This is a genomic window from Hymenobacter metallilatus (assembly GCF_003944705.1).
Classification (GTDB): Bacteria; Bacteroidota; Bacteroidia; order Cytophagales; family Hymenobacteraceae; genus Hymenobacter; species Hymenobacter metallilatus.
In genome coordinates, this window is the sequence record NZ_RWIS01000016.1 from 1 (window position 1) to 25,932 (window position 25,932).

Genomic DNA, 25,932 nt, shown 5'->3' on the forward strand with positions numbered 1-25,932 from the left:
GCAACGCGGGTCTGGAAGCGTGGCAAAGGAAGCAAGAAGTTGATTGAGCATGAAGAACTTAACGATGTCTAACGAGACAAAGGGCAGCCCTCACTACAGCGTCTTGATTTTGATGCGTAAGCCCTGAGGTATTCCTGACTACAGTACTGGATGCCGCGGTCACTGTGGTGAATCAAATTCCGTCCTACCCGTTTGCTGATCTGCCGTAGGGCCATCTGCAAGGCGCGACACGCATGTACCGTGGCCAGCGTCTCGGCCACAGCAAAGCCCATGATGCGGCGCGAATAGGCATCGGTCAGCAGCGAGATGTACAGGCAGCCGGCCTGGGTGAACCAATAGGTGATATCGGCTACCCAGACTTGATTAGGCCGCAGCGGGGTCAGCTCCCGGATCAGGTTTGGGTACTTGCGGAAGCGATGGCGGGAAAAGGTTGTCAACGCCTTACGGCGGCGCTTTCTAATCAGCAAGTTATGCGCTGCCAGCAGCGAGAACAGCGCATCCCGGCCCATTTTAATCCCTTGCTGGCGTAAGTTCTGCTCCAGCAGATGGTAGAGCTTACGGCCCCCCATACGGCCGTGCTCCTGGCGCAGCTGCGCGACCTGCTCCAACACATAGTGCTCGCGCTCTTCGCTGCTCCACTGCCGCGTGTGGTGCTGGTAATACGCCTGCCGGCTAAACCCAAGTACGCCACTGATCCGCCGCAGGCAAAAGTGCGGACAGCTTACTCGCAAGAGTTGGACTACTTGGTAACGGACTTTTTTTCGATGCTCAGGCCCAGCTCCTGCTCGGCCACCCGGATCACGTTTTTATAATAGAGTACCTGCAACTCGGCTTGCTCGAGCTGCTTCTGTAATTGCTTAACCTGCCCGGTGAGCGCATCGGCATGCTGCACGACGTGCTCGACGAGCGTGGTGGGTGGCTTTTTTCGGTTGTCTTCCATGGCGTGGATACGGGCCTGCTCTTCCTGGCGGACACGTTCCAGCCACTTGGTCACGGTCGAGCGGGTGAACACTTGGTACTTGCTCATCGCTGACTCAATCGTGTGGCGGCCGCAGGTGATTTCCTCGACCATCTGGCGCATTTTCAGCTCATGCGCCTGCTTGCGAAACAAAAACAAGTGTTCCATCTGACTGAGAGTAATGGTCAACCTATTTTAGGACGAGACAAAACCTTTAACCATTAATCCAAACCCCATGCACGCTCAAAACCAAAGCCTCCTCGACGCCCTCAACGCCTGCATCGCCTCCTGCGAGCATTGCGCCTCCGCTTGCCTACAAGAAGACGATGTAAAAATGATGGCCCGCTGTATCAGCTTAGACCGAGACTGCGCCGACATCTGTGCCCTGACCGCCCGCCTGCTGGCCCGCGGCTCCGAGCACGCCCAGCACCTGCTGCGCGAGTGCGCCGAAATCTGCAAGGCCTGCGGCGACGAATGCGCCAAGCACGGGGCCCATTCGCAGCACTGTCAGGAGTGTGCCGATGCCTGCCGCCGCTGCGAAGAAGCTTGCCGCGCCGGCCTCCAGGGCTAATTTACCCGCCGCCTGAACACAACTGCCGTCAGCAGGAGCCTCCCCTTGGGTCGGCGGCCCTACTGACGGCATTTATGTTTCCGGCTCAAACCGGACACCCCTAGCTAGCGGCCGGTGCCGGGCTCGCGGCTGCGCTTGAGCAACCAGTTCACCATGGTCATGCCGTGGCTGGCATCAAAAGCCGTCATGTCGGATTCCTGCTTGCACTGCGCGTCGAGCAGCTCCTGAAACTTTCGGTTGCCGGGGAAGGCATTTTTTACGTTCTGCAGGGTGAGCGGCAGAACGGGCGCTTCGGCGGAGGCGCTGAAATAGCGGCGCACGTAGCCGGGATTTTTGCCCACGGCCGCTTGCTCAACCTTGTAGAGCAGGATTTCCTCCTGCGGGTTCAGGATGGGGTAGTACTGCTTACCCGCGGTGAAGCGAAACTCGCGGCCGTCGCAGTCCCGAAAGCCGAACAGGGTGTCTTTGGCCACCCGGTACTCCTGCCCGTGGTGCACCACCGTAAGGTAAGGACGGGAAAGAAACTCGTGCAGGCGCAGCCGGTGACCATCGGTTTTGCAATTTCCAGGCAAGGTGAGGCGACGCTGGCGGAAGTCTGCGGCCGTTCGGTAGAGGCCGCTGTTGCCCTGTGAGGTTTGCGCGTGGGCAGCGCCAACCTGCAGCAGGCACCCGAGCAGGATGATTAAAAAGGTTTTCATGAGGTAGCGTAAGTCCTAGCAAGGTGTGTGAGCACTGCGCCAACACTGCGCCGGGCCTGATTCCGCCAGCATGTACTTATCTGCGGGGCCAGTGTTTTGCCTAATTTCCCTGCCGGGCTTACAAGATTCCGGGACTTAAATCAAGTCATCGAGGCTGCGGCGGCCGGCGCTGCCCGGACCTAAGCGCTGAAATTCTGTGGGGGACAGGCCCGTCACCTGCTTGAACTGGTTGGTCAGGTAGGCGGCGCTGCTGTAACCCAACTGCTGAGCCACGGCGGCCACCGTGGCGTCCTGGTAGCTGAGCAGTTCTTTGGCGCACTCTACTTTCTGGCGGATGATGTACTTCTCCAGCGTGAGCCCTTCGTGAGCAGAAAACAGCTGCGACAGGTAGTGATAGTCCCGCTGCAGGCGCTGGCTGAGGTAGTAGGAAAAGTTATGGGTCAGCTCTGTAGGGGCCGTGTAGCGCACCAGTTCCAGCACCAGGGTCTTGGTTTGCTCCACCAGCTGGCGGGCCGGGTCCTCCACCAAAGCAAAGCCCGCCTCCTCCAGCGCCGCGCGCACCGCTGCCAGCGGCAGTTCCCCACCCGGCGGCGTGAGGACATCGGCCGTGCCAAGGGTCACCAGCTGCACCTGCAGGCCAAGCTCTTCCAGCCGGCGCTGTACCACGCGGCTACACTGCGGGCACACCATGTTGCCAATGAAGAGGCGGGACGTGTCGGGAGCAGAAGGAGGGAGGCCGGCGGAGAGGGTCATGGCATAAAGAAATGATTACTTAATAACGAGGCGAGCGCGCAACACGTGCATGCCGCAGGTAAACTTAAACTGGCCGGCCTGCTGGGCCTGCAGCTCCATGGCCGTCGTGCGGAAAGCCAGCAAGTCGCGCCGAATCTGAAGGTCGGGCAGCAGCTCTTCCGAGCAGCTGCTGCCCGACCTTCACGGTGATGTCCACCAGCTGCACGACAGTGCTGGAAGAAACCGCGCTAGCCACCCGGCGGGGCGTAAAGAAAAACACCAGACGACCAGGCCAATCAGGCTCGCGACGACAATGGTAACCACGATTTGAATACTATCCATGAGCAGAGTTCAAAAAAAGGGTCGGCCTAGCGTGGGCCCGCCGTGAAGCCGTGCAGGCGCAGCGAGTTAGCGAGCTCCGGGTCGGTGCCCGACAAAGCGTGCATAATTCCCACGGCCCGCTTGTAAGATTTAGGCGGCAGTAGCTATGGGAGCGGCGAAGTTGACATGCCCGCAATAGACTTAACCAGCGTTAAAACAGGCTATTGGCAAACAAAAAGGAGAAAAAAAACAATATACCTCTGGTTTCAAGCCGGTTGTTTGGTCGCCTCACCATTCAACATCCAGGCTGGTAACCGCGTTGGGGAGGGCGTACAGTCCTGGCCTTCGCGCCCGGGCATTCTTCAACCAGCCGGCCAACGGGCGGACGTAGTGCCGGCATTCACCGCTTAGTGTTTCCCCTATGAAAAGCATTCTTTCTTTCGCAGCAGTCCTGGCTAGCGTATCAATTCTGGCTTCTGGCTGCTCCGACAACGCCAACAAAGGCGGCACGACGGACGCTACCACGACCACCACCGCTCCTGCTGCCAATTCAGACACAACGGCTGCTTCAGCGGCGGGGTCGGCTACCGAAGCAAAAGTCGGCCAGTACACCTGCCCGATGCACCCGGAGGTGGTATCCGACCAGCCGGGCAAGTGCCCCAAGTGCGGCATGACGCTGGTTAAAAAAAGTTAGCTGCTCATTCTCGTTGAGCCCGGATGCTGGCATGAAGCTGGTGTCCGGGTTCCCGGGCGGCAGGCTGGGGGCTGGGACCACCGCCTAATCTTACAAGGTTGGCGTGGGAATTTTATCACACCTTACCCGCCTGGTTCTCGTATTTTTGTGCGTCTAATTGTCCGGCCCCTGGGCCTCTGGTGTGAAACGACTCGTCAGTTTCTTTCTGCTCTTTGCGTACCTGCTCTCCAGCCCCGGGCTGGTGTACAGCATGCATTTCTGCGGCCAGAGTCTAACGGCGGTTTCCCTGCAGGCCGGCGGCAAGCGCAACTGCTGCTGCGAGACCATGCGCAGCCCCGGCTGCGGGTGCTGCCACGACCAGCTGCTAACCAGCTCGGTTAAGGATGTAAAGCTTACCACCACGCAAGTGCTGGTGGCCGCGCCCGCTACGGTGGCCACGCCCGCCCTGCTGCCGCTGGTATGGCATTTGAGCACCGCCGCTTTCCCGCTCGACGAGCCGGAATCGAAGCTCGCCGCGCACGCGGCACCCCCGCCCGAATGCCCCGCCTACGTGCGCGGGCATGCCTTTTTAATTTAGGGTAAAGTCCCCATTCCGACCCCGGCGCTGCACAGGCTCCGGGGCTTTCAGCAATGGGCTAGGTATGCGTATGCGCGTACCTGGACGCCTTTTAAGACGTCCGAATAAATGGCCCCAACGCCTCCGGTCGGTCTTTGTCCCTTTCAGGGCATCTGCTTGGCCGGGGCCGGCTCAAGCACTGCCACCGTTGGTGGCTCCCCCAATTCCTGTTCGTGTTTTTCAAGCCATCCCCTGCCGGGGTGGCCGCATGCGCCTGGCTACTGCCTCCGCTCTGGCCTCTCCAACTGGAGCGAGCCGGCCTGAGGCTACCAGGAATGCGGCGCGACAGGCTCCCTTACCTGAACTTATTTTCCGCCCTCCCGGGCAATCGGGCAAAGCCCTGGGCATGACCCTGGGGTATGCCCTCCTCTCCATCTCCCATTATGAATAAGACCCTTGCCCTGCTGGCCCTCCTCGCCGGCTTCCCACTCTTTTCCAACGCTCAGGTCCTTCAAGGTAACTCTCCGGCCCCCAAGTATCAGGCCGCCGGGGAAACCCATGCCCACCCCTCGCCCCACGGGGGCGTGGTGCACTCTGCCGGCGCCTATCACGTGGAGGCCGTGCAGCAAAACCGACTGCTGACCCTGTACCTGTATGACAATAAAATGCAGCCCCTGCCTACGAAGCAGGTGAGCGGCGCGGTGCTCGTGGAGCAGCAGGGCGGCCCGGCCTCTCTGACACTGACGCCGGCCGGCAACGACCGGCTGCAGGCGCAGCTGCCCACGGGCGGTGCCCCGGCCGGGGTAACGGTGCAGTTAAGCCGCAACGGCCAGCCCTTCGCGGCGCGCTTCGAGTCGCTCGCCCTCAGCCCGGCTCCGGCCGCTCCCGCTGCCTATGCCTGCCCCATGCACCCTTCGGAAACCAGTGCTGCTCCGGGCTCCTGCCCCAAGTGCCACATGGCCCTGAAAAAGCGCAGCTAAGCCCCGGCAGCCGGGCCCAACCGGGCCGGGGCTGCCGCTCTCTTTACTCTAATCTGGCTTTCCCATGGCGGAAACTGGTTCCACCGTCTTTTACGTCAAGCACATGGTATGCCCTCGTGGCCTGCTGCTGATGCGCGAACTCCTGCTCAGGCTGGGGCTGACGCCCCGGCGCGTGGAGCTTGGGGAGGTGGAAGTCATCGAAACGGGGCCGGCCATCAACTGGATGGCCCTGCGGACGGCTTTGGAGGCCGAAGGGTTCGAGCTGCTGGAACGGCAGCTGCCGCAGCAGCGGCTGGTGCAGGCCATCAAGCAGACCGTGGCTGAGGTGCTGGCCACCAGCCCGCAGGAGTTGCGCTGCGGCCGGAGTGCGCCCCTGCTCAGCCAGCGCCTGGGCCGCAAGTTTTCCTATCTGAGCAATGCCTTTTCCACGACGGAGGGACAGAGTCTGGAGCGCTACATCATCGGCCAGCGCATTGCCGCGGCCGAAAGGCTGTTGCGCAACTCGACCCTCGGAGTAGGGCGCATTGCGCTGTCGCTGGGCTACAGCAGCCTGGGACACTTATCCCGGCAATTCCGGCTCGTCAAGGGCATCTCCCCAACCGACTACCGCCGGCAGCTATCCGCTTCCCCGGCTCCGAATCTTACAGGCTTACCGCCGGAATTGTACGAACCCCACCAGTTGCCCAACGAGTAACCAGAGTGGGAAACTGTTTCCCTTAACTCATTCTCTTTTACCCTTTTCAATTTCCAACCATGAAAAATTTCGCATATCTCCTCGCCGTGCTGCTCGTCACCGGGCTCTCCACCACTGCCGCCACCGCTCAAACCGCGCCCAAAGCGAAGTCTGCCAAGTCCATGGGCAAGATGTCTAAGGACTGTTGCATGATGAAGGACGGCAAGATGATGGTGATGAAGGGCGGCAAAATGATGCCCATGACCGAAAACATGACCATGAGCGACGGCTCGATGTGCATGACGGACGGCACCTGCATGAAAAAGGACGGCAGCAAGATGACCATGAAGGAAGGTCAGTGCATGATGATGGATGGCAAGATGACCACCATGGGCGAGATGAAAAAAGGCAGCAAAATGAAGTCGGGCAGCATGGGCAACATGAAAATGTAAGCTCCCCGCTGGCCGTGTGCCGGCCGCAACTGCTTGCCCCTGGCAAAGCAGCGGCCTGTGCACCTGGCTTCCCCTAACCGATTGGCTTGCTTCAGCCCGGGCGTCTTGATGCTCAGAACCAATCATCTCACCTCTGTTTTTCCTAAACCATTTGCCTCATCCGTCATGAAAAAGCTTGCTTTCATTTTCCCTGTGCTCTTCGCCGGGCTGCTTCTCGCCTCCTGCGGCCATTGCAAAAGCGAAGACCCGCGTCCGACCCGGACGCTTACTACCAGCGAGGGACAAACGGCTACTGCGGCGGCCACCGCCTACACCTCCAGCAGTTGCCCGATGAAGAGCGGCATGTAGCGGTTTCACTTTCGAGCTCCTTACGACCCGTCTGCTATGCTGTTTTCCGCTGACTCAACCCCTGACCACGAGTTCGACGCTTTCCTGCTCCGGGCGCTCAGCCAGTGCCCGCAGCCGGCCGATGCCGCGCGGGGCTGGCAGCTCTTGCTGCCGCGCCTGGCGTTGCTAACCAAGCCGGAACCCCTGTCCCGGGCCCAAGCCGAGCACTGGCTGCTGGACCGGCCCGGGCCGCCCCTGGTGGCGGGCGCGTAGCTGCCCGGGCCCGCAAATCTTACAAGCCCGCGGCTGAATTGTGTGAGAAAGCCGGGTGTAGCGCCCGGTACCTTTGTTATCTAAAGTTCTGACGGTCTTGCACCAAGCAGACCCAACCCATTTCGTGAGACGCCCCCTTAGCTTTTTGCTGCTGCTTGTGTACCTGCTCTCCAGCCCCGGGCTGGGGTACAGCATGCACTTCTGTGGCCGCGTGCTAACGGGCGTTTCCGTGTTGGCGGAATCCCCCAAGACCTGCTGCCCGCCCCAGCGGGCGCCCTGCGGCAGCTGCCACGACAAGCACGTAAGCAGCCCGGCCGACGACGCCACCCTGCTGGCCGCGGCTTCGCTGGCCGCGCTCGTGCCCGCGCTGGTGCCGGCCCCCCTGGCTTGGGCTGCCGCCGCGCGGCCGAAGCCCTGGCCCACGGAGCCGGAGCGGAAGCGCCCGCCGGTCGAGGTGCGGGCGGCGGCTTCGCCGCCCTGGCCCGCCTATGTGCGCGGCCACGCGTTCCGCCTGTAAAGGCAAGGTGAGAGGCGCCCCGTCCCCGACCCCTAAGGCCGGGCGGCCCCATTTGGGCGCCTTTAAGGCCGGCCCTGCGTATGCACAAGCAACGCCGACCGCCCGGGAACCGCGGTTCCCCTTTCCTTTTCACTTCCTGCTAATTCAAGTGCTAATCACCTATGATTGAGCAACTCATTTCCTTTTCCCTTCGCAACCGCTACCTGGTGCTGATGGTGGCCTTCGGCTTGTTTGCCTGGGGCGCCTACTCGGTGCGGTCGAGCAAAGTCGACGCCATCCCCGACCTGTCCGAAAACCAGGTCATCGTGTTCACCGAGTGGATGGGCCGAAGCCCCCAAATCATGGAGGACCAGGTCACGTATCCGCTGGTGACCAACATGCAGGGCCTGCCCAAGGTCAAGTCCGTGCGCGGCGCCTCTATGTTCGGCATGAGCTTCGTGTTCATGATTTTTGAGGACGACGCCGACATCTACTGGGCCCGGGAGCGGGTGCTGGAGCGCCTCAACTACGCGCAGCGCCTGCTGCCCACCGGCGTCACCCCCACGCTGGGCCCCGACGGCACCGGCGTGGGCCACGTGCTCTGGTACACCTTAAAAGCGCCCGGTCTGGACCTGGGCGAGCAGCGCGCCCTGCAGGACTGGTATGTGAAGTTCGGGCTGCAAAACGTGCCTGGCGTGAGCGAGGTGGCCAGCTTTGGCGGCTTCCAGAAAGAGTACCAGGTGACGGTGGACCCCACCAAGATGACCTACTACGGCATCACGCTGCCGCAGGTGCTCGCCGCCGTGCGCAGCAACAACAACGAGGCCGGCGGGCGCAAGTTCGAGCAGACGGGCATCGGCTACATCATCAAAACGTCGGGTTACATCAAGGACATGGCCACGTTGGAGAACGTGCCGCTGCTGTCGAAAGGCTCGGTACCCATCCGCATCAAGGACATCGGCACGGTGCAGATGACGGGCGAAAGCCGCCTGGGCATCATGGACCTGAACGGCGAGGGCGAGGCTGTGGGCGGCATCGTGGTGATGCGCTACGGCGAGAATGCCGACGCCATGATTAAGCGGGTGAAGGCCAAGATGGAGCAAATTCGCACCGGCTTGCCCAAGGGCGTGTCGTTTCAGCTGGTCTACGACCGCAGCGGCCTGATTGAGGACGCCGTGGGCTCCATCAAGCACACGCTGATTGAGGAGATGATTACCGTGTCCCTCGTGGTGCTGCTGTTCCTGTTTCACTGGCGCAGCGCGCTGAGCATCCTGCTGCAGATTCCTATCACCATCGCCACGAGCTTCATTCTGCTCAACGCCTTCGGCATCTCTTCCAACATCATGTCGCTCACGGGCATTGCCCTGGCCATCGGCGTCATCGTCGACAACGGCATCGTGATGACCGAAAACGCCTACCGCAACCTGGCCCTGCACCAGGCCGAGGAAGAAGCGGGCGGCCCTCCGGGCGCTGGTTCGCCCCCGCCCGCGGGCACCACGGGCGCATCGGGCAGCACTCCCACCACTACCCTAACTCCCGCCTACCATGAATAATACGAAACGGCTCGAAATCATCGAGTCCTCCAGCAAGCAGGTGTCGCGGGGTATCTTCTTCTCGACCATCATCATCGTTACTTCCTTCTTTCCGGTGTTTCTGCTCACCGGTCAGGAAGGCAAGCTCTTCCACCCGCTGGCCTACACCAAGAGCTTCATCCTCATTATTGACGCCATCCTGGCCGTTACGCTGGCCCCCGTGCTGATATCCTTCTTCATGAAGGGCAAGTTCAAAACCGAGGAGCAAAACCCGCTGAATCGGTTTCTGGAGCGGGTGTACTCGCCCATGCTGCACTGGGTGATGCGCTGGCGCAAAACCACCATCGCCATCAACCTGGGCTTGCTGCTCATCAGCATCCCGCTGGTCATGAGTCTGGGCACTGAGTTCATGCCCCCGCTCAACGAGGGCTCCATCCTGTTTATGCCGGTGGCCCGGCCCGACGTGTCGAACACGGAGATGAAGCGCATCCTGCAGGTGCAGGACAAAATCATCAAGCAGGTGCCCGAGGTGCTCAGCGTGCTGGGCAAGGCCGGGCGGGCCAGCACGGCCACCGACAACTCGCCCATTAACATGATTGAGACCATCATCCTGCTCAAGCCCCGCGACCAGTGGCGCGACGGCATGACCAAGGCCAAGCTGATTGAGGAGATGAACGGCAAGCTGCAGATTCCCGGCGTGGTCAATGGCTGGACGCAGCCCATCATCAACCGCATCAACATGCTCTCGACGGGCATCCGCACCGACGTGGGCGTAAAGGTGTACGGGCAGAACCTGAACGTCATCAACGACATCGGCAACCAGGTGAACGCGGCCCTCAAAGGCGTGCCCGGCGTGGCCGACCTCTACGTGGAGCCCGTGACGGGCGGCAAGTACCTGGAGATTGACGTGAACCGCCCCGAACTGGCCCGCTACGGCCTGACGGTCGACCAAATCAACCAGGTGGTGGAATCGGCCATTGGCGGCGCGCCCGTGGCCAACACCGTGGAAGGCCGGCGCCGCTTTGCCATCAACGTGCGCTTAGCGCAGGACTACCGCAACAGCCTGGCCGACCTCAAGCGCATCCCCATTCAAACGGCCAGCTACGGCCCGGTGCCGCTCTCGGCCGTCACCACCATCCGCTACACCGAAGGCCCGCCGATGATAAACTCGGAAAACGCGCAGCTGCGCGGGGCCGTCCTTTTCAACGTGCGGGGCCGCGATTTGGGTAGCACCGTGGACGCGGCCATGCAGAAGCTGCAGAGCCTGGAAAAGAAGCTCCCGCAGGGCTACTACCTGGAGTGGAGCGGCCAGTACGAGAACCTGATTAGCTCACAGCGTACGCTCAAGCTCATCCTGCCCTTGGTGCTCCTCGTCATTTTCGGCGCCCTCTACTTCGCCTTCCACTCCATCCGGGAAGCGTTTATGAGCCTCATCACCATTCCGTTTGCGCTGATTGGCGGGGCCTACATGATTTACTTCTACGGCGTGAACCTCTCCGTAGCGGTGGCCGTGGGCTTCATCGCCCTGTTTGGGCTGGCCGTGGAAACGGGTGTCATCATGGTCATCTACCTCAACGACGCCATGCAGAAGCTGGTGGCCGAAAAGGGCAACTCGGCCGAGACCATTACCCGCGAGGATTTGCAGGAGGCCGTGTTTCACGGCGCGGCCAAGCGCTTGCGCCCCAAGCTGATGACCGTGTCGGTGTCACTCTTCGGCCTGGTGCCGGTGCTCTGGGCCACGGGCACGGGCTCGGACGTGATGCTGCCCATCGTGCTGCCCATGATTGGCGGGGTATTTACCTCGGCCACTCACATCCTACTCGTCACGCCGCTCATCTTCTTGTACACCAAGGAGTACGAGCTGCGCAAATTTGGAAAAATCGATGTCCTCGCCGTCAAACACTAATCGTCGGACGGGGCCAGCGCCCCGCTCCCCCCGGCCCATGAAAAGCTGGCTTGTCTTCCTGCAGCTGCTGGCAACGCTCTCCGCTGGTTCCTTCGCGGCCCGGGCCCAATCCATGTCCATGGCTCCGCGGGGCAGCAAGGCACCCCTGCTGCCGCTGGACTCGGTGCTGCAAATCGTGGAGCGCCGCAACCCGGCCTTGCCGCAGTACACCTACCGCGCGCAGGCCAAAGAGGCCGCCGTGGCCGGCTACAACAGCTGGGAAGCGCCCCGCGTGGCCGCCGGCCTGTGGATGACGCCCTATAACCAGGGCAAGGCCAAAGAGCTGGTGGGCCCCGGTGCCCGCGCGCAGGGTCAAGCCATCGTGTCGGTGCAGCAGGCCATTCCCAACCCCGCCAAGCAGCGGGCCAAGCGCCAGTACCTGAGCAGTCAGGGGGTCATCGTGCTGGCCGACCGCCAGGTGAGAGTAGTGCAGCTGCGCGCCCAAGCCAAAACCCTGTATTACGAGCAGGCCATCCTCACCAAAAAGCTGCGGGTGTTGGACGAAAACGAGGAGCTGCTGCGCTTTCTCATCAAGCTTTCGGAAGCGCGCTACCCCTACAATCAGAGTACCCTGCCAAGCATCTATGACGCCAAGGCCCGGCTGGAGATGCACCTGAACGAGCACCGGCAAGCCGTGGCGCAGGCCGACCAGAACACCATTGCCCTCAACACCCTGATGAACCGGCCCCGCAACGAAGCCTTTCAGGTGGACACCGCGGTGCTGTCGGCACCCTTTCAGGCCTTGGCCGTGGTGGACACGGCGTCGCTCGCTACCCGGCGCAGCGACGTGCGCAGCCTGGACCGCTCGCTGACGTCGGTGCGGCTGAGCCAGCGCCTGGAACAGAGCCGGCGCCTGCCCGACTTTGGGGTGCAGTTCGACCACATGCCGTTTCTGGGTACGGGTGCCGCGCAGTTCACCCTGATGGGTTCCATCGGCCTGCCGCTGGTGCCCTGGGCCTCGCGCGAATACAAAGCCAACGTGGCCGCCCTGAGCCTGGAAAGCCAGGCGCTGACCAAGCAGCGGGAAGAAGTGCTCAACGAAGCCGCTGGCCGCCTGGCAGGCCTGCGCCGGGACCTGGACCTGCGCCGCGAGCAGCTGCAGGCCTACAACCGCAGCCTGCTGCCGGCCCTGCGCCGCAGCTACCAGGCCACGCTGCTGGCTTACGAGCAGAATACTGGGCAGCTGTTTCAGGTGCTCGAAGCCTGGACCACCCTAAAAAAGACCCGGCTGGAATACCTGGACAGCCTCCAACAACAACTCACTCAGCAAATCGCATATGAAAAAGAGCTGGAACAATAGCCCCTGGCGGGCCCGGCTCGTGCTCGTGGCCCTGCCCTTGTTGCTACTCGTGGGCGCCTGCCAAAAGGCAGAAAAGACGGCGGATACTACCGGCTCGACCACTCCAGCCGCGGAAACTGCGGGGGACCTGTACACCTGCCCCATGCACCCGCAGATTATCCGCGACAAGCCCGGCAAGTGCCCCATCTGCGGCATGGACCTGGTGAAGAAGCCCAAAGCCAACACGGCGGCGCAGGCTCCGGCGGGCGAGCCGCTGCAAAACCTGCTGCAATCGCCCGACGCCACAGTGGTCGCCAATCAGGCCACGGTACAGCCGGAAGCCAACGCCCCGCAGCTGTCGCTGACCCTGCCGGGCCGGGTCGAGTACGACGTGCGCCGCAACGAATCCATCGCCGCCCGATTCGGCGGCCGGGTGGACAAGCTCTACATCCGCTACAACTACCAGCCCGTGACCAAGGGCCAGAAGCTGCTGGAGGTCTACAGCCCCGAGCTGGTCACGGCCCAACAGGAGCTGCTGTTCATCCTGACCAACGACGCCGAAAACCGCACCCTGCTGCAGGGAGCCCGGCAGAAGCTGCGCCTGCTGGGGTTGACCAACGGCCAAATCAGCCAGGTCATCCGTACCCACAAGCCGCAGTACCAGGTGGCCATCTACAGCCCTTACACCGGCTACGTAGTGGAGCAGCCGGCCCTGGCTGCGGCCGGCATGAGAGCCCTGACCCCACCTCCCGCGCCCGCCGATGGCGGCATGGGGGGAGGCAGTGAGATGGGAGGCGGAACCTCGGCCGCCGCGCCCGCTCAGAACGCTGCCGTGCCCGCCTCGGCGCTGGAGTTGAAGGAAGGCAGCTACGTCACGGCAGGCCAATCCCTGTTCCGGGTGGTGAACACCGACCAGGTGTGGGGCGTGTTCGAGCCCCGGCCGGACGAGCTGGCCGGGCTGCGCGTAGGCCAAGCCATTCGCGTGGTTCCCGAAGGAAGCGCGGGCAAACCCATTACTGCGCGCATCGACCTGGTGGAGCCCTTCTTTCGCGAAGGGCAGAGCACCGGGGCCATACGGGTGCACCTGCCCAACCCCGGCGGGCGCCTGCGGAGCGGCATTCTCCTGACCGGCTCTGTGCAGGTAGCACCGGCCGGGGGCCTGTGGCTGCCCCGCACCGCGGTGGTGGACCTGGGCAACCGGCAGGTGGCCTTCGTGCGCTCGGGCGGAGCCTTTCGCTCCGTGGTCGTGCAAACCGGCCTGCGCAGCGGTGACCGGGTGCAGGTGCTGCAGGGCGTAACGGCTCAGGACCAGGTGGCCGCCAATGCCCAATTCTTAGTGGACAGCGAAGGCTTCGTCCAAACGTCAAAAACCGACTATCATGATTAATTTTCTTTCCCTGCGCCGGGCGCGGGGTCGCCGGTATTTGCTGTTGATGCTCGTGGGGCTGCTTGGCCTCGTGGCGACGGCCTGCCAGAAAGCCAAGCCCGGTGCGAAAACCGGAGACAACGCCGCGGTCAGCAGCTACTACACCTGTCCCATGCACCCGCAGGTGCACGAAGACGGCCCTGGTAAATGTCCTATCTGCAGCATGGACCTGGTCAAAGCCACCAAGCACGCCGCGCCGGCGGTGGCGGCTAGCCAGCGTACCGGCGGGCCGGCCCCGGCCCCCGAAGTCATGCTCACCAACCAGCAGATTCAGCTGGCCAACATCCGGGTGGAAGCCCTGGGGACGGGTACGGAACAGTCGCGCACCGTGCTCACGGGTGCCCTGGCCGCCGACGCCACGCAGACCAGCACGGTCAGCAGCCGCGTGAGCGGGCGCGTCGAGCACTTGTTTGTGCGGCAAACGGGCGAGCCCATCCGCCGGGGGGCGCCGCTCGTGTCCATTTACAGCGAGCAGCTGCAAGCCTTGCAGCAGGAGTACCTCCTCAGCCTAGCGCAGCAGCGGGCAGTGGGGGAAAACGTGAACCAGTACGGGCGCTTGGTAGAGGCGGCGCGTCAGAAGCTGCGCCTGTTGGGTATGTCGGCCGGACAGCTGCGCGCGCTGGCGGCTACTGGCCGGCCCACGCCGGCGCTCACCTTCTACAGCCCACAGGCCGGCCTGGTCCAGGAAGTGGGGGTAACCGAAGGCCAGTACGTGGGCGAAGGCACCCTACTCGTTTCGCTCACCAACCTCTCGTCGCTGTGGGTGGAAGCCCAACTCTACCCCGAGGAGGTGGCCGGTATCCGGGTGGGGCAGTCCGTGCAGGTGCAGGTGGCGGGCTTTGCCAATTCCTACACCGGGAAGGTGATTTTCTTGAGTCCCGAACTGCAGGCCAACAGCAAGGTGACCCTGCTGCGGGTGCAGCTGTCCAATCCCGACGGGCGGCTACAGCCCGGCATGCAAGCCAACGTGAACCTGGCCGGGCCCCGCAGCACGGCCCTGGCCTTGCCCCAAGGCGCGGTCCTGCGCGACAGCCAGGGCAGCTACGTGTGGCAGCAGCTGAACGCGAACAATTTTCGCCGCCTCAAAGTCACCACCGGCCCCGAAACCGACCAGACCGTGGCCATCACCAGCGGCCTGGACGCCGGAGTGAAGGTGGTCGTGAGTGGCGCCTACCTGCTGGAAAGCGAATACGCGCTCTATCAGGGTGCCGACCCGATGGGCGGCATGGACCCCAACATGCCGGGCATGGACATAAAAAAGCCAGCAGCGGATAAGAAAGCCCCGGCCATGGACCCCAACATGAAGATGTAGTAATCCTCCGGCGTATTCCCTCACTCTCTCTTCTGCAACTTTCATGACTGCCTTATCCCTTCCTGCACCGGCGCCGCTGGCGCGCAAGCTGTACTCCAGCCGTACCAACCTTTACGATTTGATGATTCGGCTGCTGGGCTATCCGCAGGGACTTACCCGCTTTTTCGAGGAAGCCGATTTTTTACAACCGGGGATGAATGTGCTGGACGCGGGTTGTGGTAGCGGAGCGGCCACCCTCGCGCTGCACGCCGCTTTGAACAGGCGAAACCTGCTGCCGGCTCGCTTCAATGCCTTTGATTTGACGCCAATGATGCTGAGTCGTTTCTGGAAAGCGCTGGACAAGCACCCGGTGGCCGGCATACAACTCGTGGTCGCCGACGTGCTGATAACGCGGACTTTGCCGACGACCTGGCGCAACTACGACCTGATTGTGTCCTCGGCTATGCTGGAGTATGTGCCCAAGCCCGATTTACCCCTCGCGCTACGGGGCCTGTGGGTTCGTCTGCACTGGCAGGGCAGACTCGTCGTCTTCATTTCCCGTCAAAACCCGGTTATGGTTCCCTTCATCCAGAAATGGTGGAAGGCCAACCTTTACAGCAAAAGTGAGTTGCGCACGGCCTTTCAAGAAGCTGGTTTTGCGCACGTGGACTTTACTGCTTTCCCTGGCCCGTCGGGCTACCTCAACGCCTGGGGCCACATCGTGGTGGCCAGGCCCTAACGGTTTAGTTCTCCCGCTTCCAGCCATGATGCACGCGCAAGTACAATCCATCCGCCTGACCGACTTCAACTATAACCCGGACTACGTGCCCACCGAAGAGGTTCCTATTACTTACCAACTGCAGGCGCTCAACCGGGTGCCCGAGGATGGGGAAACGTTGGAAATCACCGTGGGCATTCGCTACCTGGAGCCGGACAGCGCCAACTTCTTGCTGAGCGCCACTTGCCGGACCGTGTACAAGATGATGGGCATGACCCGGCTGAAACATCCGGAAACCGGCCGGCCCGTGGTGGACGTGGCAGAAGTGTTGCTGCAGCAGCTGAGCGTGGAAGCCGTGGCCCACGCCCGGGCGCTGGTGGCCGCGCATACGGCCGGCACCTGGTTTGAGCAGTACCACGTGAGCCTTGGGGGAGCACTGGAAAGTTTAATTAAGGTCCCTCCGCTTGAGGCAGAGGCGCCAAACAAGCACCCGGAAACGGAGTAGCCGCCCAGTTGCAAGGCCCCCGACGCAACCTACAAAACAACCTACCTGACTATCCCATCCTGAAGTGGGGACTGGGCAGGTAAACCAACGCTTGACCTCGGGAACCCTAAAGCTGCTTCAGATTTGCGCTTGAGGGGTTACGCTACCTAAAATTTTACGGGCGGCGCTGGTTTTCACTCGTGTTGGGTTCTAAGGCAGTAAGGGTACCTTACGTTGTTCCACGCGTCCTGCTCCATGACCTTCAAACTTGCCGCCGCTTGAGTTCTTCCCCGTCCGATGCCGAATTGGTCGCGCAGTTGCAGGGCGGCCAGGCGGCAGCCTTTCGCACGCTGGTCGAGCGCTACCAGGGGCGGGTCTACCGCACGGCGCTGAGTTTGCTCCGTTCCCGCGAAGAAGCCGAAGACGTTACGCAGGAAGTATTTATGGCAGTACATCAGTCCATCGGTCGATTTCGGGGGGATGCCGCCCTCAGCACCTGGCTCTACCGCCTCGCCACGGAGCGGGCGTTAAAGCACCGCCGGCAGGCCCGTACCAAAAAACGGTTCGCTTTCCTGACCAGTCTGCTGAGCGACACCAACGAGGTGCTGCACCACCCACCCGACTACCGCCACCCGCTGGCCTTGCTGGAGGGCCAGCAGCAACTGCATGAACTACTCGCGGCCATTGCGCGCTTGCCCGATGCGCAGCAAGTGGCCTTTACCCTGCGCCACGAGCAGGAGCTGAGCTACGAGGAAATCGCGGCCGTGCTCGACACCAGCGTGCCGGCGGTCGAATCGCTGCTCTACCGGGCCCGGCAAACCCTGCGCACGTTTTTTCATCCCCGCCTTAACCGCTAGCCCATGGCACCTTTCGATAATTTACCTCCCCCCGACGACGCTTGGACCGACCTGCTGCGGCCCTTGCGCGAACCGGAGCTGCCGGAGCCCCGGCCGTATTTCTACGCCCGGCTGGAAGCCCGGATGGCGGCCGAACAGCCACCGCCGGTGGCCCTGCCCTGGTGGTTACGCCGACCGGCGTATGCGGCCACGCTCGGGACCCTGGTGCTGGCCCTAAACGCCGGGGCCGCGGTGTATTACGCCCGACACGAAAAGCCGCGCCCCCCTGCCCCGGACGGCTACGCCGCGTTTGCCGCCGATTACCAATTGGACCCTTTTCAACACCCCCATGACTAGCCCGGACCTCTTGCTTGCCAACCGTCCCAACCGCCTGCTGGGGCGGCTGGTGGGCGGGCTGCTGGTGCTCAACCTGGCCCTCGTGGGCTGGTTGTGGCTGGCGCCAGCCCTGGCCGCCCGGCCGCAGCCCGCTTCTCCAGCCAGCGGGGCCGCTTTTTTGGCCGATACGCTGCAATTCTCCGCGTCCCAGCGCGTGCGCTACGACTCCTTGCGCGTTCGCTACTTCCGGCAGGTAACGCCGTTGGCGCAGCAGTGCCGCCAGTCCTGCCAGCAGTACTTTTCCCTAGTCGACTCCACCCTCACCGATGCCCAGCTGGCCCAGCGCTCCCGCGCGGCCCTGGACAGCAAAGTGACCGTGGACGTGCTCACGGTGCGGCACTTGCAGCAGGTCGCGGCCCTGTGCACGCCGGCGCAGCGTATTTTGCTGCAGCGTTTGGTCAGCCAAGCGCCCGGCGACGGGTGCGCGGCCCCCGGTGCCAATGCCGAGTGCCTGATGCCGCTGAGCCAGTAGCCAAAAATTAAACAGCGAGGTCGCTGGTTTTTTCTCTGGTTGGGCTCTAACCCCTTGAACGTTCACTTCTGCTTTTTTTTAACCTCCTAACCTCACTCCCCATGACCAAGCTTCTGCTGGCTGGCCTGCTGACCATCTCGTCCCTGTCGTTCGCGACCGTGGGCACCCCCAAAGAGAAAAAGGCGACCAAAGCCAAAGCCAAAACGACGGCCACCTGCGCCCCGACGGCCACGTGCAAGCCCACCGCGACCTGCAAGCCCGGCTGCCCCCCAACCCCGAGCTGCCCGCAGCCCTGCAAGTAAGGGCAGTGTTTCGCCGCAATCAGTTTCAATGCCCGGTTCTCAGAGCCGGGCATTTTTGTTTAGAACTGTAGCCGTGACAACATGTAGCTAACGCGTGTCGATAACCAAGGCAGTAACCGGTACTCGACGGTCATAACCCTTCGGCGTAATCAGGAGGAAGGCCAAATCGTATTCTTTTTTCTTGACGGACACCCCCAACGCCTTTGTAATTGCTAAAAATAAGCTTTTATGCTCCCCAAAGACCTCACCCGCGACCTGAAAAGCCGCCTGAACATGCTCGCCGGTCAGCTGCAGGGCATCGGCAAGATGCTGGACGCGGAGAACATGGAGCCCGACCATGTGCTCGTGCAGTTCAAAGCCGTGACCAACGGGCTGAGCAGCGCCGAGCACCTGCTGCTGGACGAAGTGTTTCGCAAAGGCTTGGCCCTGCAAATCGTGGACGTGGTGGGGGCCTGCCCCGGCGACTGCCAAGACGCGGGGCGCATCGAGGAGCTGCGCCAGCAGTTTCCGAACCTAAGCGAAAGCGAGCTGACGCAAAAGATGCAGGAGCTGCGCGAGATTGGTGGGCGGCTGGAGCAGCACAATGCCGCTCAGGGGAAAAAAGATGAAAATAAGTCTTGACGGACACCCGGGGGGTGAGGGGAGCTTTGTCTTACTGTTTTCGCTAACCCCTTGCCCATGAAACGCATCATCGAAGTTTTCACCGCCGGCTGCCCCTTGTGTAACCCTGTGGTGGAACTGGTCAAAAGCACCGCCTGCAGCAGCTGCGACATCATCACCCACAACCTGGCCGGCACCGAAGCGGGCAACCCCGCCCTGCGCCGGGCCCGCCTGCTGGGCGTGCAAACCCTGCCCGCCGTGGCCGTGAACGGTGCCCTGCTGCCCTGTTGCCAGGGCGACGGCATCACCAAAGAAGCCCTGGAAGCCGCCGGCATCGGCAAGGCCATGCCCGCCACCGAGCCCGCTTAATCATTCCCCATTGCTGCCTACCCCCGGTCTGTCCGCGCGGTTTCCGCGTCGGCACCCGGTCCATCCCGGACGCCGGCCCCTGTACGGGGTGGGCGCCCCTAAGCTTTTGAATTATGGCCACTGAAATGGTGCAAATGAAAGTCTCGGGGCTCATGTGCTCGTTCTGCACGATGAGCGTCGAGTCGGCCCTGAAGCGCAACCCCGGCGTGAACAGCGTCATGGTGAACCTCGTGCACGGCATCGTGCTGGTCGAGGCTGACACGGCGCAGATGAGCCGGGAGGAACTGGCCGTGGCCGTGGAAAAGCTGGGCTACACCGTCTCGGCGACTGAAACGCAGCAGTACAAAAACGACGAGGACCTGTTCGAGGTCATCAAGCAGCGCGGCACCATCGGCATGGTGCTCTCCGCCATCGACCTGCTGGTGGACCCGCTCAACCTGTTCGGCCTGCCGGCGCAGACCCGGGGCTATTTCAGCCTGACCGTGGCCCTGGTGGTGCTGTTCTGGGTGGGCTACCCCATCCTGCGCAAAACCCTGATGGCCCTGAGCCAGCGGGTCATCAACGCCAACGTGCTGCTCTCGGCTGGGGCCTGGGGCTCGTTCATCATCGGCAGCCTCTCGCTGACGGATGCGCGCTGGCCCAACTTCCTGCCCGTGGCCGCCTGGCTGATGTCGCTGCACCTGTTCTTCGCCTATTTCAAGCTCGACACCCGCAAAAAGGCCTCCGAGGCCGTGCGCAAGCTGCTGAGCCTACAGCCGCCGCGGGCCCGGGTGCTGCGCGGCGACCAGGCCGTGGAAGTGCTCACCAGCGACGTGGCCGTGGGCGAAATCGTGGAGGTGCGCCCCGGCGAGCGGCTGCCGTTGGACGGCGAAGTCGTGTCGGGCCAGGCCAGCGTGGACGAGTCAAGCTTTACCGGTGAGTCGGTGCCGGCCACCAAGGAAGCGGGGTCCAAAGTCATCGGCGGCACCCTGAACCTGGATGGGGCGCTGCAGGTGCGCGTGACCAAGGTGGGGCTGGATTCCTTCCTCAACCAGGTCGTGCGGCTCATGAGCCAGATTGCCGAGCGCAAACCCCCGGTGGAGCTGCTGGCCGACAAGCTCATGAACTACTACGGTCCGGTGGTCTTTATCGTGGCGGGCCTGGCCTTCGCGGCCTGGGCGCTGCTAACCGGCGACTACAACAAGGCGACGCTGGCCCTGGTCACGACCATCATCATGGGCTACCCCTGCGCCCTGGGCATCACCACGCCCATGCTCGCGGCCATTGCCGGCGGCAAGGGCATTTCCATCGGCCTGCTGGTGAAAGCCAGCGAGGTGTTCTACGGCCTTTCCATTGTCGATACGCTGGTGTTCGACAAAACCGGCACGCTCACCTACGGCCGGCCCACGGTCACCGACGTGGAAGTGATTAAGGGCGAGCGCCTGGACGCGCTGGCGCTGCTAGCCGCCGTGGAACGGCAGAGCGAGCACCCGTTGGGGCAGGCCATCGGCTTCTTTGCCAAAAAGGAAGGGGCGCCGGAGCTGGCCACCGAGCAGTTCCGCGCCACGCCGGGCAAAGGCGTTTCGGCGCTGGTCAGCGGCACGGAAGTACTGGCCGGCAAGCCCGGCTTTATTCAGGAGCGCGGCGTAATGTTTAGCGCCGCCGTGCAAAGCCGCATCGCGGCGCTGGACGCGGCGGGCAAAACGGTGGTGGTGCTGGCCCGGGCCGGCGAAGTGCTGGCCCTGGTGGCGCTGCAGGACACGCCCCGCCGGGGCGCCGAGCACGTCATGGCCCGCCTGGCCCAGAAGAACATCCGCACCGTCATGCTCACCGGCGACGCCACCGGCGCGGCGCAGGCCATCGGCCGGGCGCTGGGCATCGACGAGATTCACGCCCAATTGCTGCCGGCTGATAAAGTGGCCATCATCGAAAAGCTGCAGGGGCAGGGCCGCAAAGTGGCCATGGTGGGCGACGGCATCAACGACGCCCCCGCCCTGGCGCAGGCCGAGGTGGGCATTGCCATCGGGGCGGGCACCGACGTGGCCATCGAGTCGGCCGGCGTCATCCTCATCGGCGACCGGCTGGACGACGTGGTCAACGCCCTCGTGCTGGGCAAGGCCAGTTACCGGACCATGACCGGCAACGTGCTCGTGGCCGTGCTCTTCAACGTGGTGGGCATGAGCCTGGCGGCGCTGGGCTACATTACCCCCGTGCTGGCCATTGCGGTGATGATAGTCAGCATCTTCACTATCCTGCTCAACACGCTGCGCATCCGCACCATTAAGCTGGACCGAGGCCAGGAAACTCCCCCCGAGGCCAGCACGCTGGCCCAAGTGGAATTCAGCGTGCCCAACATGGTCTGCGAGGGCTGCGCGGGGGCCATCAGTGCCAAGCTCACCAAGCTGCCCGGTGTGCAGGAAGTGAAACCGAAGGTGGCGCAGAAGCAGGTGTACGTGCAGTACCAGCCAGGGCAAGTCAAGCAGCAGCAGCTAGTGGAAGCGCTGGCCGAATCCGGCTTTACCGCCGTGGAAGTATGAAGCCCGTAGCAGCGACACCCCTTCCCACAACGGCCGCCGCGGTGGCTTCGTCGCCGCGGTTGCTGTGGGCCCTGGCAGCGGCCACGTTCGTGGTCTTTTTCCAGGCCTACATGGTGGCGCCTCTGATTCCGCGCCTGGCCACGCTCTTCGGGGTGGAGGCACAGGCGGTGGGGCTGGCGGTGCCCGCCTACCTAATTCCTTACGGCGTGGCTACGCTGTTTTACGGCCTGCTGGCCGACCGGCTGGGGCCGCCGCGCATCCTGCTCGGCAGTTTGCTGGCTTTCGTAGCACTGACGGCGTTGACGGCCACGGCGTCCTCGGCCAGCGCCCTAGTGGGCTGGCGGCTGGTCACCGGCCTGGGCGCAAGCGGCGTGGTGCCCATGGCGCTGGTGCTCGTGAGCAAGCGCTTTGCCTACGGCGAGCGCGGCCGGGCGCTGGGCTGGCTGTTCGGGGCCATGGCTGGCGGCAGCGCGTTTGGTTCTACGCTGGGCGTGCTGCTGGAACCCTACGTGGGCTGGCGGGCCCTGTTTCTGGGCGTGGCCGCCGCGGGCCTGCTCGTCTGGTTCGTTGTTCGGCGGAGCCTGGTGCCTCCGACCACCCCGGCTCCGCCGCCCGCCGCGCCGTCCCCCTGGCGGGCCGTGGTGGCGGGCTACGGGCAGCTGCTGGGCAGCGGGCGCGGGGCACGTACCTACGTCTACGTACTGTTGAACAGCATTTTCCACGGCGGCGTGTTTACCTGGTTAGCGCTGTATTTCCAGCAACGCTTTGGGCTGGGTGAAATCGGCATCGGGCTGGCGCTGGTGGGCTACGGCCTGCCGGGCTTTCTGCTGGGGCCGTTCATCGGGCGACTAGCCGACCGCTGGGGCCGGCGCTGGCTAATTCCGGCCGGCCTGGCCCTCAGTGCCCTGGCCACGTTGCTGCTGCGGGCTGACCTGCCACTGGCAGTTGCCGTGCTGGCCGTGACGGTGCTTTCCCTGGGCTACGATTTGACGCAGCCGCTGCTGGCCGCCATTGTTACCGACGTGGGCAAGGAGCGGCCCGGGCAAGCCATGGGCCTGAACGTGTTCGCCCTGTTTGTGGGCTTTGGGCTTGGCAGCTGGCTGTTCGGCGAAGCCTTGCGAGCTGGCTTGCCCGCCGCACTGCTCGCTTTCACCGTGTTTGAAGCGGGGCTGGCTCTGGCTGCTACCCACTTGTTTAAATCCGAAACCCGGGCTCCGGCTTAACCGGAGCGCCAACCAGTCTTCTCCGTTTCACTACTTCAACATTCCCTCCCCATGTTCGCATTCAATGCTTCCAAATCCGTCCTGCTGGGCGCCCTGTTTACCCTGAGCCTGGCCACGACGGCCTGCGGGCAGCAAACGCCTTCGCAGGCAGCGCCGGCGGCTAAAACACCCGCCCAGCTCGTGGGCTACACCACCGCCACGCTGCCCATCGAAGGCATGTCCTGCGGCTCGTGCGTATCCAACGTCAAGCAAACCCTCAAGGGCCTCGATGGCATCTCAACGGTCGCCGTGAGCCTGGAGCAGCGCACGGCCACGGTGGCCTACGACCCCCAAAAGGTGAAGCCGGAGCAGATTCAGGCCGCTGTCAACGCCAAGGGCTACAAGGCCGGCGCGCTGACCACCGTCACCGGCAAATGAGCTTAGAAGATTTCCTGCACCAATCGGCCGCTTCGTTGGCCGGGGGCCCGGGTGTCTCCGCGCTGCTGGCCGTAATGGCCGGCGTGGTGGCCTGCAGCGTGTGCCCGTGCTCGCTGCCCGTGGGCCTGGGGCTGGCGGGCCTGGTGAGCACGAACTCCGAAACGGCCAGCAAGCGCAGTGGGCTGCCCGTGGCGGTGGCTTTCTTCCTGGGCATCGTGATGAGTTTGACGGTGCTCGGGGCCGTGGCCGGCCGGCTGGGGGTCATCCTGACCGAGTCCTTCGGGCGGTACTGGGCCCTGGCCATGGCGGGCATTTCGCTGCTGGCCGCGGTCGTGGCGTTTTACGGGCCCTACCTGAAGCCCCACCAGCTGCAAACCCTGCGCAAGCCGGGGCTGAGCGGCACGTTCGTGTACGGCTTCATCTTCAGCCTGGGCACCTCGGCCGCGCCGCTGCTGCTGCTGCTGGCCGTGGCGGCGGGGCAGGCCAGCGTGGGGCGGGGGCTGCTGCTAGCCCTGGCCTTTGGCATCGGGCGGGGCCTGCCGTTCCTGCTGGCCGGCGTGTTTGCCAAGTCGCTGACGGCGCTGGCGCAGTCGACCCGCTGGCGGCGGGGCATTCAGCTGGTGAGCGGCATCGCCCTGCTGTTTGTGAGCGGCTACTACGTGCGGGTGTTCATCAATCTGCTCGACGGCTAAGACACTGCCCTACTATGCAGGGGCGGTGGGGAAGCGAAATCCTGCAACTCCATCGCTCAATTCTGCACTATTTGCGCGCACTCCCCCATCATGCGTGCTGTTATCTATTTGAAGCGGCCACTGCTGGCCCCACCTTCCTTTCTCCCATGAATACGCTTCGCTTTACCACCAACATCAACTGCGCCAACTGCGTCCGCGCGGTAACACCCACTCTGAACGGGGAGCCTGCCATTGCCTCCTGGCAAGTGGACACGGAGAACCCTAGCAAGGTGCTAACCGTGACCACCGACCTAAGCGAGGCGCAGGTCCTGGCGCTTGTGGCCGACGCCGGGTTCCAGGCCGAGAAAGCCTAACCGACGCAACGCTTTTACTTAACGGCGCCCGGTCCGTTCTCCCGCTAACATCATCCGCTGGGCCGGGCTGTTGCGTTTTAACCACCCAGCCAGGAAAGGCAAAGCGTTGATGTTCAGTGCTGCGGTGCTGCTCTCTGGCGGTGTCCTGTTCGGCTTTACCAGCCCGACCGCTGCCGACTGCCCCCTGAAAGGCACCCCCGAGTGCCCCTTGGTGAAAAACTGCCCGGACAAGGGCACGGCCTGCACGTTGGCAGGTGTGCCCGCTTGCTGCACCAAAAAATAGGTAGCTAGTCATTCGCTTGAAATAGGCTTGAGCCGTGTCGTCCATGCAGTTGCGCGGCGCCGGCTCAGGCTTTTTTTTGGCCTTGTGAAAAATATTTTCCTTATGTCGTAAACTTGCGACATACTATGTCGTATATTTACGACATAGTTACTGACCTCTTTATGACAACCGCGAAAACCACGGCCTTTACGACTGAGCAACAGCAGCTGGCCCGCGTGGCCAAAGCCCTGGCTCACCCCGCCCGGGTGGCCATCATTCAGTTGCTGGCCAGTAAGCAAACCTGCATTTCCGGGGACATTGCGGCGGAGTTGCCGCTCTCGCGCACCACCGTCTTTCAGCACCTGCAGGAGCTGAAAGCCCTGGACCTGATTCGCGGGGAAATTGATGGCCTCACCGTCTGTTACTGTTTGAATACCGAACTGCTGCGCCAGGTGCACCAGCAATTCACGGCCTTTTTCATCGAGGCCACGACGAGCGCGGCCTGCGGGCCGGCCGACGCCTGTGGCTGCTAACCATATCCTTCACCAAACCGCTCCAACCCATGAAAATCTCCGAAATGAAGCAGTCCCTGGCCGGACTCGACGCCGTTAACTTCCGCCTGCCCACCGGCGATTACCTGCCATCCCACTTCCACGTGACGGAAGTAGGCTTAGTGAGCAAGCATTTCATCGACTGCGGCGGCGTAGAACGTCGGGAAACCGTGGCCAACTTTCAGCTGTGGGAAGCCGGCGACTACGACCACCGACTGGCCCCACAGAAATTCCTGCACATTCTGAAGCTCTCGGAGAAGATTCTCGGCAGCGAGGACCTGGACATCGAGGTAGAATACCAGCAGGACACCATTGGCAAATTCGGCCTTGCGTTCGACGGCACGGACTTCGTGCTGACGCCCAAACAGACGGCCTGCCTGGCACAGGATGCCTGCGGCATTGCGGAACACCAGATTGCGCTCCCGCAACTGCAAACCGCCTGCTGCACCCCAGGCGGCGGGTGCTGCTAACCGCTCTTAACGGCGCTACCCTACAGGGCAGCGCCGTTTTGCTTAAATCCCCGCATTTCTTCTTCGT

General features: G+C 63.0%; 33 protein-coding genes. 29 read left to right on the forward strand and 4 right to left on the reverse strand.

Features of this window, described 5'->3' with window-relative positions; genetic code table 11:
* Positions 1-68: 68 nt before the first annotated feature.
* Together EI290_RS19270 and EI290_RS19275 are read right to left on the reverse strand one after the other, a co-directional pair.
* On the reverse strand, positions 69-731 hold the full coding sequence (locus tag EI290_RS19270; RefSeq protein ID WP_125433301.1) for an IS3 family transposase: 663 nt from the start codon (positions 729-731) through the stop codon (positions 69-71).
* Between the two features lie 8 nt (positions 732-739).
* Positions 740-1,126 (reverse strand): hypothetical protein, encoded by a 387-nt coding sequence (locus tag EI290_RS19275; RefSeq protein ID WP_246009008.1) that lies wholly within the window; start codon positions 1,124-1,126, stop codon positions 740-742.
* 67 nt (positions 1,127-1,193) lie between these two features.
* On the opposite strand from EI290_RS19275, the gene EI290_RS19280 reads away from it, so the two are divergent.
* Positions 1,194-1,529, forward strand: a complete 336-nt coding sequence (locus tag EI290_RS19280; RefSeq protein WP_125433302.1) for a four-helix bundle copper-binding protein — start codon at positions 1,194-1,196, stop codon at positions 1,527-1,529.
* A 104-nt stretch (positions 1,530-1,633) separates the two neighbouring features.
* On the opposite strand, the gene EI290_RS19285 is transcribed toward EI290_RS19280, so the two are convergent.
* Positions 1,634-2,227, reverse strand: coding sequence for a hypothetical protein (locus EI290_RS19285; protein ID WP_125433303.1), 594 nt, complete (start codon positions 2,225-2,227; stop codon positions 1,634-1,636).
* A gap of 135 nt (positions 2,228-2,362) precedes the next feature.
* On the reverse strand, positions 2,363-2,980 hold the full coding sequence (locus EI290_RS19290) for an AraC family transcriptional regulator (protein ID WP_125433304.1): 618 nt from the start codon (positions 2,978-2,980) through the stop codon (positions 2,363-2,365).
* Positions 2,981-3,701: 721 nt separating this feature from the next.
* On the opposite strand from EI290_RS19290, the gene EI290_RS22795 reads away from it, so the two are divergent.
* The 28 genes from EI290_RS22795 to EI290_RS19435 all read left to right on the forward strand — a co-directional run bounded on the left by EI290_RS22795 (position 3,702) and on the right by EI290_RS19435 (position 25,865).
* The gene (locus EI290_RS22795; RefSeq protein WP_125433305.1) at positions 3,702-3,974 is read left to right on the forward strand and encodes a heavy metal-binding domain-containing protein; all 273 of its coding nucleotides are present in this window, start codon (positions 3,702-3,704) and stop codon (positions 3,972-3,974) included.
* A gap of 181 nt (positions 3,975-4,155) precedes the next feature.
* Positions 4,156-4,551 carry an HYC_CC_PP family protein gene (locus EI290_RS19305; protein ID WP_125433306.1) on the forward strand — a complete coding sequence of 132 codons (396 nt, stop codon included), beginning with the start codon at positions 4,156-4,158 and terminating at the stop codon, positions 4,549-4,551.
* Between the two features lie 422 nt (positions 4,552-4,973).
* Positions 4,974-5,510 (forward strand): heavy metal-binding domain-containing protein, encoded by a 537-nt coding sequence (locus EI290_RS19310; RefSeq protein ID WP_125433307.1) that lies wholly within the window; start codon positions 4,974-4,976, stop codon positions 5,508-5,510.
* A gap of 103 nt (positions 5,511-5,613) precedes the next feature.
* Entirely contained in the window at positions 5,614-6,204 is a 591-nt protein-coding gene (locus EI290_RS19315) for a helix-turn-helix domain-containing protein (RefSeq protein WP_185817080.1), read from the forward strand.
* Positions 6,205-6,263: 59 nt separating this feature from the next.
* Positions 6,264-6,635 carry a DUF6799 domain-containing protein gene (locus EI290_RS19320; protein ID WP_125433309.1) on the forward strand — a complete coding sequence of 124 codons (372 nt, stop codon included), beginning with the start codon at positions 6,264-6,266 and terminating at the stop codon, positions 6,633-6,635.
* Positions 6,636-6,800: 165 nt separating this feature from the next.
* Entirely contained in the window at positions 6,801-6,983 is a 183-nt protein-coding gene (locus tag EI290_RS19325) for a hypothetical protein (protein WP_125433310.1), read from the forward strand.
* Between the two features lie 36 nt (positions 6,984-7,019).
* A complete protein-coding gene (locus EI290_RS19330) occupies positions 7,020-7,235 on the forward strand; it encodes a hypothetical protein (RefSeq protein WP_125433311.1) in 216 nt (71 codons plus the stop codon).
* 124 nt (positions 7,236-7,359) lie between these two features.
* Positions 7,360-7,752: a hypothetical protein gene (locus EI290_RS19335; RefSeq protein ID WP_125433312.1), complete on the forward strand. Its 393-nt coding sequence runs from the start codon at positions 7,360-7,362 to the stop codon at positions 7,750-7,752.
* A 161-nt stretch (positions 7,753-7,913) separates the two neighbouring features.
* Entirely contained in the window at positions 7,914-9,284 is a 1,371-nt protein-coding gene (locus EI290_RS22900) for an efflux RND transporter permease subunit (protein ID WP_125433313.1), read from the forward strand.
* Complete coding sequence (locus tag EI290_RS22905; RefSeq protein WP_125433314.1) at positions 9,277-11,169, forward strand: efflux RND transporter permease subunit; 1,893 nt, start codon at positions 9,277-9,279, stop codon at positions 11,167-11,169. The genes EI290_RS22900 and EI290_RS22905 overlap by 8 nt, the downstream gene beginning before the upstream one ends.
* A gap of 37 nt (positions 11,170-11,206) precedes the next feature.
* Entirely contained in the window at positions 11,207-12,508 is a 1,302-nt protein-coding gene (locus EI290_RS19350) for a TolC family protein (protein WP_185817081.1), read from the forward strand.
* Positions 12,486-13,874, forward strand: coding sequence for an efflux RND transporter periplasmic adaptor subunit (locus EI290_RS19355; protein WP_125433316.1), 1,389 nt, complete (start codon positions 12,486-12,488; stop codon positions 13,872-13,874). The genes EI290_RS19350 and EI290_RS19355 overlap by 23 nt, the downstream gene beginning before the upstream one ends.
* A complete protein-coding gene (locus EI290_RS19360) occupies positions 13,867-15,225 on the forward strand; it encodes an efflux RND transporter periplasmic adaptor subunit (protein ID WP_125433317.1) in 1,359 nt (452 codons plus the stop codon). Before EI290_RS19355 ends, EI290_RS19360 begins: the two co-directional genes overlap by 8 nt.
* A 43-nt stretch (positions 15,226-15,268) precedes the next feature.
* Entirely contained in the window at positions 15,269-15,943 is a 675-nt protein-coding gene (locus EI290_RS19365) for a class I SAM-dependent methyltransferase (RefSeq protein ID WP_125433318.1), read from the forward strand.
* Between the two features lie 25 nt (positions 15,944-15,968).
* Positions 15,969-16,427 carry a hypothetical protein gene (locus tag EI290_RS19370; RefSeq protein WP_125433319.1) on the forward strand — a complete coding sequence of 153 codons (459 nt, stop codon included), beginning with the start codon at positions 15,969-15,971 and terminating at the stop codon, positions 16,425-16,427.
* Positions 16,428-16,684: 257 nt separating this feature from the next.
* Complete coding sequence (locus EI290_RS19375) at positions 16,685-17,263, forward strand: RNA polymerase sigma factor (RefSeq protein WP_246009009.1); 579 nt, start codon at positions 16,685-16,687, stop codon at positions 17,261-17,263.
* A 3-nt stretch (positions 17,264-17,266) separates the two neighbouring features.
* Positions 17,267-17,599: a hypothetical protein gene (locus EI290_RS19380; protein WP_125433320.1), complete on the forward strand. Its 333-nt coding sequence runs from the start codon at positions 17,267-17,269 to the stop codon at positions 17,597-17,599.
* Positions 17,600-17,609: 10 nt separating this feature from the next.
* The gene (locus EI290_RS19385) at positions 17,610-18,110 is read left to right on the forward strand and encodes a hypothetical protein (RefSeq protein WP_221766288.1); all 501 of its coding nucleotides are present in this window, start codon (positions 17,610-17,612) and stop codon (positions 18,108-18,110) included.
* 101 nt (positions 18,111-18,211) lie between these two features.
* Positions 18,212-18,412 carry a hypothetical protein gene (locus EI290_RS19390; RefSeq protein ID WP_125433322.1) on the forward strand — a complete coding sequence of 67 codons (201 nt, stop codon included), beginning with the start codon at positions 18,212-18,214 and terminating at the stop codon, positions 18,410-18,412.
* Between the two features lie 228 nt (positions 18,413-18,640).
* The gene (locus EI290_RS19395) at positions 18,641-19,033 is read left to right on the forward strand and encodes a metal-sensing transcriptional repressor (protein WP_125433323.1); all 393 of its coding nucleotides are present in this window, start codon (positions 18,641-18,643) and stop codon (positions 19,031-19,033) included.
* Positions 19,034-19,090: 57 nt separating this feature from the next.
* The gene (locus EI290_RS19400; protein WP_125433324.1) at positions 19,091-19,381 is read left to right on the forward strand and encodes a glutaredoxin; all 291 of its coding nucleotides are present in this window, start codon (positions 19,091-19,093) and stop codon (positions 19,379-19,381) included.
* 113 nt (positions 19,382-19,494) lie between these two features.
* Positions 19,495-21,897, forward strand: coding sequence for a heavy metal translocating P-type ATPase (locus EI290_RS19405; protein WP_125433325.1), 2,403 nt, complete (start codon positions 19,495-19,497; stop codon positions 21,895-21,897).
* Positions 21,894-23,120 (forward strand): MFS transporter, encoded by a 1,227-nt coding sequence (locus EI290_RS19410; protein ID WP_125433326.1) that lies wholly within the window; start codon positions 21,894-21,896, stop codon positions 23,118-23,120. Before EI290_RS19405 ends, EI290_RS19410 begins: the two co-directional genes overlap by 4 nt.
* A gap of 51 nt (positions 23,121-23,171) precedes the next feature.
* The gene (locus EI290_RS19415; RefSeq protein WP_125433327.1) at positions 23,172-23,537 is read left to right on the forward strand and encodes a heavy-metal-associated domain-containing protein; all 366 of its coding nucleotides are present in this window, start codon (positions 23,172-23,174) and stop codon (positions 23,535-23,537) included.
* Complete coding sequence (locus EI290_RS19420; RefSeq protein ID WP_125433328.1) at positions 23,534-24,229, forward strand: cytochrome c biogenesis CcdA family protein; 696 nt, start codon at positions 23,534-23,536, stop codon at positions 24,227-24,229. Before EI290_RS19415 ends, EI290_RS19420 begins: the two co-directional genes overlap by 4 nt.
* Positions 24,230-24,375: 146 nt before the next feature.
* A complete protein-coding gene (locus EI290_RS19425) occupies positions 24,376-24,582 on the forward strand; it encodes a heavy-metal-associated domain-containing protein (RefSeq protein ID WP_125433329.1) in 207 nt (68 codons plus the stop codon).
* Positions 24,583-25,026: 444 nt separating this feature from the next.
* Entirely contained in the window at positions 25,027-25,377 is a 351-nt protein-coding gene (locus tag EI290_RS19430; RefSeq protein ID WP_044019299.1) for an ArsR/SmtB family transcription factor, read from the forward strand.
* 29 nt (positions 25,378-25,406) lie between these two features.
* The gene (locus tag EI290_RS19435) at positions 25,407-25,865 is read left to right on the forward strand and encodes a DUF6428 family protein (RefSeq protein ID WP_044019216.1); all 459 of its coding nucleotides are present in this window, start codon (positions 25,407-25,409) and stop codon (positions 25,863-25,865) included.
* The last annotated feature ends 67 nt before the right edge of the window (positions 25,866-25,932 follow it).

Bases quoted from the DNA above. Each gene is read 5' to 3' on its own strand.
- EI290_RS19390 (WP_125433322.1), top strand. From the start codon at position 18,212: ATGACCAAGCTTCTGCTGGCTGGCCTGCTGACCATCTCGTCCCTGTCG.
- EI290_RS22900 (WP_125433313.1), top strand. From the start codon at position 7,914: ATGATTGAGCAACTCATTTCCTTTTCCCTTCGCAACCGCTACCTGGTG.
- EI290_RS19325 (WP_125433310.1), top strand. From the start codon at position 6,801: ATGAAAAAGCTTGCTTTCATTTTCCCTGTGCTCTTCGCCGGGCTGCTT.
- EI290_RS19425 (WP_125433329.1), top strand. From the start codon at position 24,376: ATGAATACGCTTCGCTTTACCACCAACATCAACTGCGCCAACTGCGTC.
- EI290_RS19400 (WP_125433324.1), top strand. From the start codon at position 19,091: ATGAAACGCATCATCGAAGTTTTCACCGCCGGCTGCCCCTTGTGTAAC.
- EI290_RS19435 (WP_044019216.1), top strand. From the start codon at position 25,407: ATGAAAATCTCCGAAATGAAGCAGTCCCTGGCCGGACTCGACGCCGTT.
- EI290_RS19410 (WP_125433326.1), top strand. From the start codon at position 21,894: ATGAAGCCCGTAGCAGCGACACCCCTTCCCACAACGGCCGCCGCGGTG.
- EI290_RS19330 (WP_125433311.1), top strand. From the start codon at position 7,020: ATGCTGTTTTCCGCTGACTCAACCCCTGACCACGAGTTCGACGCTTTC.
- EI290_RS19350 (WP_185817081.1), top strand. From the start codon at position 11,207: ATGAAAAGCTGGCTTGTCTTCCTGCAGCTGCTGGCAACGCTCTCCGCT.
- EI290_RS19320 (WP_125433309.1), top strand. From the start codon at position 6,264: ATGAAAAATTTCGCATATCTCCTCGCCGTGCTGCTCGTCACCGGGCTC.
- EI290_RS19370 (WP_125433319.1), top strand. From the start codon at position 15,969: ATGATGCACGCGCAAGTACAATCCATCCGCCTGACCGACTTCAACTAT.
- EI290_RS19380 (WP_125433320.1), top strand. From the start codon at position 17,267: ATGGCACCTTTCGATAATTTACCTCCCCCCGACGACGCTTGGACCGAC.
- EI290_RS19310 (WP_125433307.1), top strand. From the start codon at position 4,974: ATGAATAAGACCCTTGCCCTGCTGGCCCTCCTCGCCGGCTTCCCACTC.
- EI290_RS19275 (WP_246009008.1), bottom strand. From the start codon at position 1,126: ATGGAACACTTGTTTTTGTTTCGCAAGCAGGCGCATGAGCTGAAAATG.
- EI290_RS19430 (WP_044019299.1), top strand. From the start codon at position 25,027: ATGACAACCGCGAAAACCACGGCCTTTACGACTGAGCAACAGCAGCTG.
- EI290_RS19290 (WP_125433304.1), bottom strand. From the start codon at position 2,980: ATGACCCTCTCCGCCGGCCTCCCTCCTTCTGCTCCCGACACGTCCCGC.
- EI290_RS19315 (WP_185817080.1), top strand. From the start codon at position 5,614: ATGGTATGCCCTCGTGGCCTGCTGCTGATGCGCGAACTCCTGCTCAGG.
- EI290_RS22795 (WP_125433305.1), top strand. From the start codon at position 3,702: ATGAAAAGCATTCTTTCTTTCGCAGCAGTCCTGGCTAGCGTATCAATT.
- EI290_RS19405 (WP_125433325.1), top strand. From the start codon at position 19,495: ATGGCCACTGAAATGGTGCAAATGAAAGTCTCGGGGCTCATGTGCTCG.
- EI290_RS22905 (WP_125433314.1), top strand. From the start codon at position 9,277: ATGAATAATACGAAACGGCTCGAAATCATCGAGTCCTCCAGCAAGCAG.
- EI290_RS19415 (WP_125433327.1), top strand. From the start codon at position 23,172: ATGTTCGCATTCAATGCTTCCAAATCCGTCCTGCTGGGCGCCCTGTTT.
- EI290_RS19285 (WP_125433303.1), bottom strand. From the start codon at position 2,227: ATGAAAACCTTTTTAATCATCCTGCTCGGGTGCCTGCTGCAGGTTGGC.
- EI290_RS19360 (WP_125433317.1), top strand. From the start codon at position 13,867: ATGATTAATTTTCTTTCCCTGCGCCGGGCGCGGGGTCGCCGGTATTTG.
- EI290_RS19395 (WP_125433323.1), top strand. From the start codon at position 18,641: ATGCTCCCCAAAGACCTCACCCGCGACCTGAAAAGCCGCCTGAACATG.
- EI290_RS19355 (WP_125433316.1), top strand. From the start codon at position 12,486: ATGAAAAAGAGCTGGAACAATAGCCCCTGGCGGGCCCGGCTCGTGCTC.
- EI290_RS19365 (WP_125433318.1), top strand. From the start codon at position 15,269: ATGACTGCCTTATCCCTTCCTGCACCGGCGCCGCTGGCGCGCAAGCTG.
- EI290_RS19420 (WP_125433328.1), top strand. From the start codon at position 23,534: ATGAGCTTAGAAGATTTCCTGCACCAATCGGCCGCTTCGTTGGCCGGG.
- EI290_RS19280 (WP_125433302.1), top strand. From the start codon at position 1,194: ATGCACGCTCAAAACCAAAGCCTCCTCGACGCCCTCAACGCCTGCATC.